The organism is Hathewaya proteolytica DSM 3090 (genome assembly GCF_900142225.1).
Lineage (GTDB): Bacteria > Bacillota > Clostridia > Clostridiales > Clostridiaceae > Hathewaya > Hathewaya proteolytica.
On record NZ_FRAD01000006.1, the window covers coordinates 18,079 to 30,443 of the forward strand.

The window sequence follows — 12,365 nt, forward strand, 5'->3', positions numbered from 1 at the left end:
CTTAAATTAATATTAAAATATGATTAATTCCTTTCGCGAAACAACTCGTATGTACTATTCTCACGACATGCAATTTGAAGATATCTAGCTCCGTGCTCATCAGTCTTTGCAGTAATGGAATCTCGATAATTTTCTGTATCCTCAGAAATACTTAATTCGATTCCCGTGGTTATAGGGAATTTCAATCTACGTCGCTTCTTAATAGCATCAGGAACCGTATTGAATTGCCGATCAAAATTCTTTTTCTCCGGCAACTCAAGTAATGCAGTTTGCAACTGTGCCATGTTAAGAACAGGCTCATCAGGCTGGTAAGCACCTACCAATGTATTAACAAACTCTGGATAATTAACTTGTTGAGGTGTCTTCATGCTATGAATCAGAGTATTTCTTAAATTATAGTAATCTCTTTCGGAATGTTTTTTTACCTTCCTCTTTAGTTCCATTTCTATTGCATTAAATGCAGCACTAGTGTTGGTTTGGTCGCTACGCTCCGCAGTAAGTTCAAGGAACTGAACCGCCCAATACTTTGCATCATTATCAGTATATACTCGTACTGTATCAAATGTAACCTCATCATCTATGAAAAGAGGGAACACAGCCGATTTCCATACATTTTTCTTCTCGCTTGGAAATCCAAAATTCTTTTGTAAACTCTCTCCATCATACCATTCAGAATGCTCGACCTTTGCTATGATGTACATATATTCATCCGCATCGTTCTTAATAAATGCCTGAATCAAACTGCCTTTCTTAATTTGTTTACCAGTAGCCGCAATTCGCTCTTGAGCCTGCTGTTCTTCTCTCAACAGTTTATTCGCAATACTATGTGAATATGAATCCAACTCACCCTCTTGTTCTTCAGTCAGTGCATCAGAACTGAGTGTGATATTAACAATTCTATCGATACAGTTAACTACAGTCGTATTAATATCAGGTATCGTATACAATTTGATACTATCATTCTGAGTAGCAAACCGAATGTATTCATCCACAAACGTATTAAAATCCTCTGGCATCTCCTTACGAATTAGCATACCACTGCCAACATCAATATTATGAAATGACTTATAAATTATCATTTATTTTACCCTCCCCTGGTATAATGGTGTATCAATAAAATGGTAATTGGTCAATATAGATAGTTTAATACCATTTTAAGATTTTTGCATCTGAAAGTACCCTATTACTCTTATTTAATAAAATTTAGCTGATCTTTTTTTATAATAGAATTATAGATTCCATATGTGTTATTGCCGTAATTCTGATGATCACCGCACTCATTGCTCTCTTGACACCAAGATATATTTTTAATTAAGATATAAAACATAATCTCTTATTATTCTTTTGAATCTTCACTTTAAACAAAACATGAATATGTAAAAAGCGCCACAGGTTGTGAAACCTTTTACTCCAGCTCCTTCTCAATTTCTTAAATCTTTTTCTTCATCCCACGTTACATGAAACTTTTTATTTTATTTCAAATTAATAATGTTAGTTGCTATTTTTCCGAATGTACGTTCTTTTATTGTACTATGATTTGAAAAATTATGCAATGTGAAATATAAGAAAGCAACGTAAGAAAATTAAGCTTTATCTTACTTCATTTTTTATAATTATTTGTTCATAGAAATTTTCGTATATTTTTAATGCAATTAATTACTACCATTCATTCTCCAATAACTCATTTGCATTTAACACTTTTATTCCTCCCAATGAGAACAATCATATAAACAACATTGTTATAACAATTGTATCTCTAAGAGAGCTTTTTTACAAGATAATTGTGTATAATATTCTAAATTTTGACACCTTCCGATTTACGGAATTATAATCTCAACCCTCATCACTATCTACCAACAATAAAACCCTCAGCTTTCTGAGGATTTTAGTCTTAACAGATTCTCCTTATACTAAGAGCAGTAACCCCTTTATCTATCCTAGCTACTGCTCCTACTCTTTCTAATCATAGTAATCTACCAACTGCTCCATCACTATGCCTGATTCAAACTGTATTTCCAGTCTCTCACCCTTATTCACTTTAATGGTCTTTATTAATCTTCTGACTAAGTCCTCATCAAACTCTCTTACCTGTGGTCTTACAGTCTTTAGGGTACTGTCCATTTCCGTTAGTTTCTGTTTATAGTTCTCAGCCTGTTTCTTCTCCCTTACAAGCTTTAATTTTGCCTGTTTAAGCTCATTTATGTGTTCAGATATCCTTTTGTACTCATTATCAAAATCTTCTGCTACAGCTCCTTGTTTTGCATTTTCTTCGATTAAGGCTAGCATCTCCTTTTGCAGGGATTCGATCTGCCCATCATATTCAGTAGGTATATCTTTAGTGGAGTATCCTCCAATGACTCTAATGACATTTTCTCTGAAAGCTCCTATAAAATCCCCATTGTTTTCTACCACATTATTAATAGCTGTCATAATGGCATTATGTAGTGGTTCTTCCTTTAGCGTAGGTGAGTGCTTGCAAGATGCCTTTGTACCATTCTTTAACCTGTTCTCGCATCTCCATACTGCACTTTTCTGTCCGTATTTTGACCATGTCTGCCTACGATATGGATGTCCACATTCGGCACATACTAAGATTTCAGTTAGTGCGTATTTGGAGCTAAATTTGCTCTTTTCCTTTTTTAGCTTATTTGCCTTTCTTGTAACTGCAGCTTTATTCAGGCTGGCTCTCCTAGCCTTTTCTTCCTGTACCTTATAAAATAATTCCTTTGGAATAATGGCCTCATGGTTATCTTCTATATAATACTGAGGTACAATTCCGTTATTCTTCACTCGTTTCTTTGTCAGGAAGTCTACGGTATATGTCTTCTGCATCAGGGCATCTCCCATATATTTTTCATTGACTAACATTTTTTCTATTACACCAGGATGCCATGTTTCCTTTCCTGTGACTGTTTTGATTTTATCTGCCTCTAGAGCTTTAATAACCTCTCCTATACTACTTCCTTCTAAATACATTCTAAAAATTCGTCTCACTATCTCTGCTTGTTCAGGTACTATAACCAGCTCTCCAGTTTCTTTATCTTTGGTATATCCCATAAATTTCTTGTGATTGACTGATATGATTCCATTTTCATATCTTCTTACAATTCCCCATTTTGTATTTTCACTTAGGTTTCTGCTTTCTTCCTGTGCTTGACTGCTTAAGATAGTAATCAGTAATTCTCCTGTGCTTTCTAGGGTATTCACACCCTCTTTTTCAAAAAATATAGCGATATTCTTTTCTTTAAGTTTTCTTATGGTCTGGAGCGAGTCTACTGTATTTCTTGCAAATCTGCTGACTGATTTTGTTATGACCATGTCTATTTTCCCAGCCATACAGTCATCAATCATGGCATTAAAATCATCTCTCTTTTTTGTATTAGTGGCTGACTTTCCATCATCTGCATAAATTCCAGCACACTTCCAATTTGGGTTGCTTTTTATTTTCTCTGTGTAGTAGGATATTTGAGCCTCATAACTGCCTTCCTGTTGTTCTAAGGTGGTACTAACTCTACAGTAAGCTGCTACTCTTAGGGTTTTTAGCTCCACCCTTACATTCCTGTCATATATGGTTTGTGCCGGTATAAATGCAACATTCTTTTTTGCTACTGCTACTGCCATTGTTATTCATCCTCTCTTATTTTCTCATGATCTTCCTCCATAGTTATGCCATTGATAAATTCTACTAGGATTCTTCCTTCTTTATAAATAACTATCTGCTTTATTATGTTTATAAATATATCTTCCTCAAACTCTATTAGCTGTTCTTTATCAGACAGTGATAGTTTTATTTTCTCGGTGTTGTAATCATAATCATCAATTTTAGCGATTTTATAATATGCCTTTGCTCTTTTAAAGATTAGCTCTGATAGTTCCTTAGACGAGAAATGTTCTTCTTCCTCTAGATCTTTTATTCGTTCTTCCAACTTTCTAATTTCTAAGGTGATCCTTGGAGGTTCTTTTTTCTTACCTTTATCTAGCATCCACTTTCTTGATAAGACTTTATTGGTTGCTGATATAAATGTAGTTACTATCTCTTTTTCAGTTAAAAATATATTTCTGCAGTGTACTCTATTTTGGTAGATGTACCTCTTACACTTCCAGTTACCCTTCTCAGATGGTCTGCCAGCATGTTCAATGTATTTGCGGTAAACATCACCACATTCTCCACATATTAATTTATTACTATATAAACTTTGATTTTTCATGCTATTAGGTTGTAGGGTTCTTCCTAGAGCTTGCTCTTTTTTCTTTCTTCTTTTCTGTACAGATTCAAAGGTTTCCTTATCTATTATCTGAGGATAAAATTCATCTCCTAAGTATTTGATATTTTCAAGTATCTTTCCTACGGATCCATGATTCCAATTCGGTTTGTTATTAGCATTAAGAACTCCTGTAGCTGTTAGTTCTTTTGCTATGGCATGTAGGGAGGAACCTTTATGGTAATCTTCAAATATCTTTTTAATCACTGCTACCTTTTCTTCATCGAATATTACTTTCCCATCCACTATCTTATAGCCAAGTGGTATATGCCTTTGCATCATCCACCTCACCTCACTTTCCATAATGCTCTGTCAGTTCCAAGTTATTAATTAGCTTGAAGGTAATCTCTTGATTTTCTCCGATAATGATATTTTCCACTGTATGGAGAAATAGGTTTTCGTCATACTCTTCCATAATCTCTGGATTATACCTTATGATTTCTAGTAATCTTACTGTTCCTGTAATCTCTTTTTCATAGCCGTTATCATCAAGACACCTATTCCTCATTTTCTTGATGGCTTCAAGTTCTACAGTCAGAGCATTTTGTCTTTCTATAAAAATAGCAGAGTCAATATACCCTTTCGATAAGACTCTACTAAGGATATGACTCTGCTCTGTTAATTCCATAATTCTATTATTTAGTTTTTTAATTTCTTCTTCCTGCTCATGATCTATTCTTAAATTCTTTAATGATTCCAGTAAGGGATAAAGGATATCTGTATGATTGCTTACCAGCTTATTCCACATTGTTAGAAAGGCATCTTTTATAATATCCTCCCTTACAGCTTTCATACTACATTTACTTATATCTTTTATATGCAAGTTACAGCACCATTGAATTTTCTCATAAGGTTTCCCGATATAAATCTTTTGTCTCCTAAAGGTGCTACCACATTCCTTACAGATGATTTTGCTGCTAAATTCATATCTGTTTTGGTATTTTCCAGTATCATCTACTCCCATTTGATTTCTTCGATATTCATAAATCTCTCGGACCATCTGACCTTCTTCTCTTGTAATAATAGGTTCATGATTGTTTTCAATAAAATACTGAGGCAGTTCCCCTTTATTTATTTTTCTTTCAAAGGGAAGTACCTCAGTTGTATATGTCTTTTGTAATAATAAGTCTCCCTCGTAGATGGAATTTTGTAAGATTTCTTTTACTACACTGTCCTGCCATTCTTCTGCTGAGCGTATGGTTGGGACATTATCGTCATTTAAATACCTTGCTATTACATACGAGCCTTTGCCATTTAGATATTCATGAAAAATTCTACGGACAATCTTTGCTTCATCTTCTTTTATTATGAGATTTCCATCTTCATCCTTGGTATATCCATAAGCAGGATCACTAAGCTTAAATGTTCCATCTTGAAATCTCTTTTTAACTGCCCATTTGTTATTAGTGGAGATGCTTTCTGCCTCTCCTTGTGCAAGGGAGCTTAGTATGGTAATCATCTGCTCACTTTTTTCTGATAGGGTATTCATATGCTCTTTTTCAAAGTATACCCCGATACCAAGTGCTTTTAGCTTTCTGATTGCCTCAATACTGTCTACTGTATTTCTAGCAAACCTTGTGACGGATTTTGTAATGATCATATCAATTTTGCCGTCTTCACAGTCTTTTATCATTCGTAGAAATTCATCACGTTTTTTTACTTGTGTTCCACTTTTGGCTTCATCAGCATAAATTCCTGTGTATTCCCAGTCATCTCTTTTTCCGATAAAAGTCTTGTAATATTCTACTTGTGCAGAAAAGGAATTCTGTTGTTCTCTTGAATCAGTACTTACTCTGCAGTAGGCACAAACTCGTTTTTTAGGTTGTAATTCTAAGATTACCTTTTGCTTTACAGGTTCTATTTTTCTTACTTTCTTTGCCATGGTCTTCCTCCTTTCTTTTAGAACTTTAGTTCCTGTTAGCAACACACATTACCACAAGAATTTGAATATAGCTAGTGTTATTACACATATACTTCCCGAAGTTCTGGAGAAAAGGTCTGACGGTTTAATTCATCAATTTCTACATATTCTTCATCCGTTATAATTCCCCTAGAAAGTAAGATTTTCAGCAGTTTTAAAGCCATTTTATATTCTACTTCTTTTATTGATTGCTCCTTTGTCATCGCCATCCCTCCAATTCTTATAAATTTTACTAATAGATACTTATGTATTTTCATTGTCTTATTACCATATAAATTTAATATCACAAAAATAGGGATCGCCATCTTAAAAAAATCTATAAATAGACTCTTGCCTATTTTAAGCGATCCCCATTGCTTCTAATATTAAAAATAATATTTTTTATGATTTTGTGTTGTACTTAGACACTACCTTCCCCAACACACAAAGCCTTCAAAAAGACTTATAGGGCGATTACATAAACTGCAATTGGTTTTAACTGCTTTAACAGTTATTGCATCATAGGACTCTCACCTCCACCGGGATCTCCGCTGGCTGCCCCCATTGCGATGTCTGTGGCTGGGCAGAAGTATCATTATAGGCTGATGAGGTTATTGCGAACAATCTACCATAGATTGTTTCTTGGGACGGATGGGTATCGCTTTGCACCTTACTTTGCCGACTTTAATAAAAACAGAGATTAAAATATCTGCTCTTACAGGTGGTCTTGGCGCATCCTCCATTGTCGCTTTTCCATTTCTGGCTCATCAACTAACGTATTTATGTAATCGGATATTTAGTTTTCAAAGTACAAGACAGGGAATAAAAAAGATCCCCTCAATGTGTAGGCAACGAGAAGACCTTTTTGACAACCATTTTTGAAAATATTTTATTTTTCTTTTAAAATTCTTTTTATTTTGATTAATCTTTTGGATATGGCATTTTGTGAACAGTGCATTTTCCTTGCAATTTCACGCTGCGTATAACCTTCTAAAGCCAATAAAGTTAAAAGCTCTAATTCATAATCACTTAAATCTCTTAGTTTTCTTGAAAGTGCATCATCAGAAATAGTATCTATCCAAGCGTAACGTCCTGAAAGCTCCATTTCATCAAAACTTGTAGATAATGATGTGAATCTTTGAAACAGATTAGAGCGTGTTTCAGCATTTTGCTCATCTATATTTTCTTCCGGGATAGCTTGTACACGATTTTCGTAATTCCTTCTCATGCGAAACCAGCTCCAATCAAAATCATATAGTTCCTGTATTGCTTCCTCACTCATTCCTGCCTTTTTATATTGCTCATGTAACTTCTCCCATTCTCTATCAAATATCATCTTTTCTCTGCTATAATTAAAACCCATTCTAATTCCTCCGTTTTCTGATTTTTTAAAGTGAAAGTAATCATCAGAAAACGGAGGAGAACGACATTTCGTATATAGACTAGACTTTGGCTTTCCCATATTTCCCCCTGTTTTTGGGTAAAGAAAAAGCCCGGAACAACATTAATTTGTTATTCCAGGCTTCTTCAGCACCATATATTTGCAGAAATGGGCATAAAAATAACCCCGACATAAATGCCGAGGTTCTTGATTGTTATTTTATTTTAGGCCATTACTTCCCCATAATACAGAGTATAGGCTACCTACAATTCAAAGTCAGTACGTAGATGGTTCGTATCTAGTTCAACTTTCGTTCACACTTAGTGCGCATTTTATTTTTCTTCAAAGAAATATAGTAACTCATTTTCTTCTATATTACTTGTCCCATTAAATATAGCTTGATATTTTGGCAAGGAATATCCCCAAAGTGCAATTCCAAATAATTTTATTGCCTCTTTCTTTTTTGTATAGAAACTTGTCCGCTCTATAGAAAGATATTCCAGTATTTCTGTTTCTGTCATTGGATATGCTGTAATATAGCATTTTGACAATATTTCATGATACAGCTTTCCATTTGTATGATAATTATAAATTTTAATCATTGCTGTATCTACAAGATCTATCATCCATTTAGTCTCAAAAATACAGGAAACTTTATCACTAAACTTGTCCTTCTTTTCAGTAGGTGCAAAATCATTTAAATATGTTAAAGCTGTAGCAAGTTCATTGCTATAATATGACTCACATGCTTCCCTTACATAATTAGCTTCTTGAATGGTTCTCCATACTACATCCCTGTATATAGCAAGAACAAGTTTTGATTTGTGGAAAACCTGTTCCTCATCAAGGTTCATCCCCTCATACATCTTTGAAATATTCTTCATGTTTCTTGTAAGTCTCATCCCATACCTCCGTTGTTTTAGGGGTATTTTATTTACATGTTATATTCCCCACCCCATATTTTTATTGACTATTGACAAAATGTGAAGATTTGTGTACTATATTATGTGTAGTTATTCTTCACATTTATATTATATGAAGATAACCATCATATGTCAATAGTAAAATACGTTTTATGAAATATAACTTCATATTCAAGGAGGATATTATGAAATTTGGAGAAAAACTTAGAGACTTACGGAAAGGTAAAGATATGACCCAGACTGACTTGGCAAAAGAAATCGGTGTTTCGCTACGCACAATTATTAGCTATGAAAATAGTAACAGCTATCCAAAGAAACGAGAAGTTTATTCCAAATTAGCTGCATTTTTTAATGTAGATATTAATTATCTTTTAACAGAAGACGAGGAATTTATCACAAAGGCCAAAGCTAAATATGGTAATCGTGGTGCAAGACAAGCTGAAGACTTAGTTGCTGAAATTGGTGGGTTATTTGCAGGTGGTGAATTATCAGAAGCAGATAAAGATGCTGTTATGCGTTCTTTACAACAAGCTTATTGGGATTCTAAAGAGGAAAACAAAAAGTACACTCCTAGAAAATATAGATTAGATGACGATAATAATAAATAAGTGCAACTTTTTTTTATATTAACCGGGGAATAGTAGATTCTATACAGGGGGTGCTGCTTTGATTGACTCTTTCAGAATATATAAGAAAGCAAATGCTCTTGTCAACCGTATAGGGACAAGGGATACCAGACAGATTGCCAATGAACTTGGTATTAAAATTTATTATGAGAATTATGGTGACCTACTTGGCATGTATACCTATCGTTGGAAGCAACGTATAATCTTTATTAATAATAATTTAGATGACCACATGCGCCAGATGGTATTAGCACATGAAATCGGCCATGATATTTTTCATAGAAATTTAGCTAGTAATGGTCTTAAGGAATTTGAGCTTTTCGATATGAAAAATACTACTGAATACGAAGCCAATATCTTTGGTTCTCATTTGTTAATTGACAATGATGAGGTATTAGCACTAGCACGAGATGGTTATGATATTGTGCAGATTTCAAGTATGTTAAATTCACACATTAATCTGCTACTGATAAAGATGCAGGAAATGAATAAAATGGGTTATGATTTTAATGTGCCTTATCGTCCTGAAGGTGATTTTTTGAAGAAAATAAAAGTGTGAAAGCTCCTGCTGTTTGTTTCCATGGACAATAGGAGCTTTTTATTATCCTAAAAATAATTTTTAAAAAGATGTATCATAGATCCCACTATACTTTAATTTACATTCAGCACCTGTCGGACTAGAATAAACCCACATACCAAAATTTACATATGGATTTATTCCAGATGTTGATTTTCCTAATATAATCAAAACAAATTTTAAAATTGTTTCAATTATTGACAGTGCTATCAATCATAACGCCACGCCAATTATTGTATCAGATATTGTAGTTTCTCTATTTCCAGCAAATAAATTATATCCAAGAAACACTGCTCCTACAAAAATCATACTTGCAATTATCATTGTATTACTCATTTACTCCTCCCAACTACTAAACAATATTACACATAAACTAGGCGCTCCATATATTATAACCTTGCATTCTGGCAGAATCGTAAATAGGTCTTAAATTCTTTTCAAGCACACTGATAAAAACTTCTTCTTGCTGTCCCTGCAGATACAATTCTTCTAGTGACCACGGCATTACTAAATTATCTCTCTGACACTTTAAAAATATTGTCTTTACACTCCCATTTGATAAAACCAGTTGGTTCATAATAAATTGATTGTGAGCAAACAACTTAAAATACCTATCCCATTTAGGAAGATTATTACTCTTGCTTGAATTTAATGAACTATTCATTGGCATTAGATTCCAAAGTTCATCATTTGCTATATATGACCAAGGTATAAAATGATCAACATCAAATACATTCTTCTTTATGGGCTTGTCCGTATAAATATCAATAATTGGAACAATTTCCGAAATAGAATTCCAAAGTTCTCTAACATATTTCAGTTTTCGCTGTTTTTCTTTCTGCGGCTCCAACTTAAAAATAAGGCCTGGAACACCCGGATTTCTGTTCTGAAGATATTTAACTTTTTTCATTTCAATCCATCCAGCTATTGTCACATAATTATCCTTAAGAAACATCTGCCATTCCGGTGATATAACCACTTTCTTATTTAGTCCAATACCATCTATAATTTTGTATGGAATAGATTCTTTTTTATTCAATGCATCAATATATGCTATCATTCGCTTTCGCTGATCCCATAGTTTATCATTACCGCCTATTTCGGGCATAAACGAAGAAAGTAATCTATATGGTACATTCAATACCAATTGCTTCTTTTCATCTAGTATTTCTTTTTCATGTGCCTGAATATTTTCAATAATTGAAGGTTCATCTGCATCACCTGGTAATCCCGATACTTGAGCCAATTTTATGGCTGCTCGTTCTAAGCTATTCATTATTTTTCCAGATGCATTTTTAGGTCCTAGATGCAGATGGTATTCAACTACTGAATACCATGCATCTACAATCATTTTATTAAGCACATCATCGAAATTAATCTCAGATTTTCCTAAAGAAAATATATTTAACAATGCGTCTAACCAGTAAAATTTGTAACACTCTGTGGGGTCATCGAGCATATGTATAAAACTCTCAGTATTAAGTTCATTAATGTACTTTAATTGTTCTATCTCCATTCTCCATTTATCCTTCCCCATTAACTCTTACCAGATTAAATCTTTTGCAATACCTAATAGCTGATTAAAATTTTCTTTTGCTTCATCCAAATCAGTATTAGCTCCCCAACTTATCCTTATTGCACCTTCTACAAGTTCCTGTTGCAAACCCATTTCCATTAGAACAAAACTTGGACTGTATGTACTTGAATTGCATGCTGATCCATTCGAAATACCACAAAAGTTTTTAGATGACAACATAAGTGCTTCAGATGACACACCTTCAATACTAATATTTAATGTATTGCAAACACTTCTTTCCAAAGAACCGTTTACACTATATTTTAATCCAGACTGTTCAATAAGACTTAGCATCACATCTTTGATTTCCAAACAATGTTTTGTATTATCATCATGCTCTAATAAGGCAATCTCACAGGCTTTACCAAATCCTGCAATTAATGCCACCGGCAGTGTACCTGGTCTAATACCATGTTCCTGTGAACCACCATATGTAATCGCTTGAACAGGAGGCAATTTATATCTTTTTTTCTTAAGCACTAACACACCAATACCCTGTGGGCCACTCATTTTATGAGCGCAAAATGACATCATATCGTATGACAAATCTTTCAACTCATCAACTAACTTTCCAGCGCTTTGCGTTGCATCAGTATGAAAAAGCACATCTTTATCTGCTAGGTAATCTCCAATTTCTTTAATCGGTTGTATCACACCTGTTTCATTATTAACATGCATAATACTGACAAGTAACGTATCGTTTGTTACAAGAGATAAAACATCTTCCGCTCTAATCATTCCCTCAGAATCTGGTTTTACATAATCCACTCTAAATCCCTCTCTAGATAGGGCTTTTACGGATTCTAGTATTGCTTTATGTTCAATTGACGAGGTAATTATGTGCTTTTTCCCAGATTCCTCTGCATATTTTTTTAATCCTAAAACTGCAATATTATTGCTTTCTGTTGAACCACTGGTGAAGAAAATTTCATCTTTATTTCTTCCAATTAAGTTAGCTACCTGAGCTCTAGCATTTTCTACAACTTTTCTTGCACTATCACCATAATCATGTGTTCTACTATCAGCATTGCCGTAAGAATTTTTATATATATCATTCATACATTCCAAAACTCTTAAATCTATTGGTGATGATGCATTATAATCCAAATAAATTCCCATT

The 12,365-nt window shown here is 33.8% G+C and carries 12 protein-coding genes; 2 read left to right on the plus strand and 10 right to left on the minus strand.

From position 1 onward, the window contains the following. Positions 1-23 precede the first annotated feature (23 nt). The 7 genes from BUA73_RS03900 to BUA73_RS03925 all read right to left on the minus strand — a co-directional run bounded on the left by BUA73_RS03900 (position 24) and on the right by BUA73_RS03925 (position 8,445). Positions 24-1,079 carry a nucleoid-associated protein gene (locus BUA73_RS03900; protein WP_072902586.1) on the minus strand — a complete coding sequence of 352 codons (1,056 nt, stop codon included), beginning with the start codon at positions 1,077-1,079 and terminating at the stop codon, positions 24-26. A gap of 880 nt (positions 1,080-1,959) precedes the next feature. Then, positions 1,960-3,621 (minus strand): recombinase family protein, encoded by a 1,662-nt coding sequence (locus tag BUA73_RS03905; RefSeq protein ID WP_072902588.1) that lies wholly within the window; start codon positions 3,619-3,621, stop codon positions 1,960-1,962. Positions 3,622-3,623: 2 nt separating this feature from the next. Then, positions 3,624-4,544, minus strand: coding sequence for a recombinase family protein (locus tag BUA73_RS03910; protein ID WP_072902590.1), 921 nt, complete (start codon positions 4,542-4,544; stop codon positions 3,624-3,626). Between the two features lie 10 nt (positions 4,545-4,554). Beyond that, entirely contained in the window at positions 4,555-6,144 is a 1,590-nt protein-coding gene (locus BUA73_RS03915) for a recombinase family protein (RefSeq protein WP_072902592.1), read from the minus strand. An 80-nt stretch (positions 6,145-6,224) separates the two neighbouring features. Further along, positions 6,225-6,386 carry an SHOCT domain-containing protein gene (locus BUA73_RS14020; protein WP_178139218.1) on the minus strand — a complete coding sequence of 54 codons (162 nt, stop codon included), beginning with the start codon at positions 6,384-6,386 and terminating at the stop codon, positions 6,225-6,227. A 665-nt stretch (positions 6,387-7,051) separates the two neighbouring features. Beyond that, positions 7,052-7,624, minus strand: a complete 573-nt coding sequence (locus BUA73_RS13865) for a sigma factor-like helix-turn-helix DNA-binding protein (RefSeq protein WP_143146969.1) — start codon at positions 7,622-7,624, stop codon at positions 7,052-7,054. Between the two features lie 251 nt (positions 7,625-7,875). Beyond that, positions 7,876-8,445 carry a hypothetical protein gene (locus BUA73_RS03925; RefSeq protein ID WP_072902594.1) on the minus strand — a complete coding sequence of 190 codons (570 nt, stop codon included), beginning with the start codon at positions 8,443-8,445 and terminating at the stop codon, positions 7,876-7,878. 206 nt (positions 8,446-8,651) lie between these two features. On the opposite strand from BUA73_RS03925, the gene BUA73_RS03930 reads away from it, so the two are divergent. Both BUA73_RS03930 and BUA73_RS03935 read left to right on the plus strand, forming a co-directional pair. After that, the gene (locus BUA73_RS03930) at positions 8,652-9,074 is read left to right on the plus strand and encodes a helix-turn-helix transcriptional regulator (protein WP_072902597.1); all 423 of its coding nucleotides are present in this window, start codon (positions 8,652-8,654) and stop codon (positions 9,072-9,074) included. Positions 9,075-9,132: 58 nt separating this feature from the next. Next, on the plus strand, positions 9,133-9,651 hold the full coding sequence (locus tag BUA73_RS03935; RefSeq protein ID WP_072902599.1) for an ImmA/IrrE family metallo-endopeptidase: 519 nt from the start codon (positions 9,133-9,135) through the stop codon (positions 9,649-9,651). Positions 9,652-9,882: 231 nt separating this feature from the next. Here the strand turns inward: BUA73_RS03935 and BUA73_RS14490 are convergent, their stop codons facing one another. From BUA73_RS14490 to BUA73_RS03945, 3 genes are read right to left on the minus strand one after another with little or no spacing between them, the layout of a single operon-like run. Then, on the minus strand, positions 9,883-10,005 hold the full coding sequence (locus BUA73_RS14490; RefSeq protein WP_278319400.1) for a hypothetical protein: 123 nt from the start codon (positions 10,003-10,005) through the stop codon (positions 9,883-9,885). A 37-nt stretch (positions 10,006-10,042) separates the two neighbouring features. After that, positions 10,043-11,185, minus strand: a complete 1,143-nt coding sequence (locus tag BUA73_RS14300; protein ID WP_242942325.1) for an HNH endonuclease domain-containing protein — start codon at positions 11,183-11,185, stop codon at positions 10,043-10,045. A 27-nt stretch (positions 11,186-11,212) separates the two neighbouring features. After that, the gene (locus tag BUA73_RS03945; RefSeq protein WP_072902602.1) at positions 11,213-12,364 is read right to left on the minus strand and encodes a cysteine desulfurase family protein; all 1,152 of its coding nucleotides are present in this window, start codon (positions 12,362-12,364) and stop codon (positions 11,213-11,215) included. Position 12,365 lies beyond the last annotated feature (1 nt).

Coding starts and splice junctions, on each gene's coding strand:
- BUA73_RS03900 (WP_072902586.1), bottom strand. CDS start 1,079: ATGATAATTTATAAGTCATTTCATAATATTGATGTTGGCAGTGGTATG.
- BUA73_RS03905 (WP_072902588.1), bottom strand. CDS start 3,621: ATGGCAGTAGCAGTAGCAAAAAAGAATGTTGCATTTATACCGGCACAA.
- BUA73_RS03910 (WP_072902590.1), bottom strand. CDS start 4,544: ATGATGCAAAGGCATATACCACTTGGCTATAAGATAGTGGATGGGAAA.
- BUA73_RS03915 (WP_072902592.1), bottom strand. CDS start 6,144: ATGGCAAAGAAAGTAAGAAAAATAGAACCTGTAAAGCAAAAGGTAATC.
- BUA73_RS14020 (WP_178139218.1), bottom strand. CDS start 6,386: ATGACAAAGGAGCAATCAATAAAAGAAGTAGAATATAAAATGGCTTTA.
- BUA73_RS13865 (WP_143146969.1), bottom strand. CDS start 7,624: ATGGGAAAGCCAAAGTCTAGTCTATATACGAAATGTCGTTCTCCTCCG.
- BUA73_RS03925 (WP_072902594.1), bottom strand. CDS start 8,445: ATGAGACTTACAAGAAACATGAAGAATATTTCAAAGATGTATGAGGGG.
- BUA73_RS03930 (WP_072902597.1), top strand. CDS start 8,652: ATGAAATTTGGAGAAAAACTTAGAGACTTACGGAAAGGTAAAGATATG.
- BUA73_RS14490 (WP_278319400.1), bottom strand. CDS start 10,005: ATGAGTAATACAATGATAATTGCAAGTATGATTTTTGTAGGAGCAGTG.
- BUA73_RS14300 (WP_242942325.1), bottom strand. CDS start 11,185: ATGGAGATAGAACAATTAAAGTACATTAATGAACTTAATACTGAGAGT.
- BUA73_RS03945 (WP_072902602.1), bottom strand. CDS start 12,364: ATGGGAATTTATTTGGATTATAATGCATCATCACCAATAGATTTAAGA.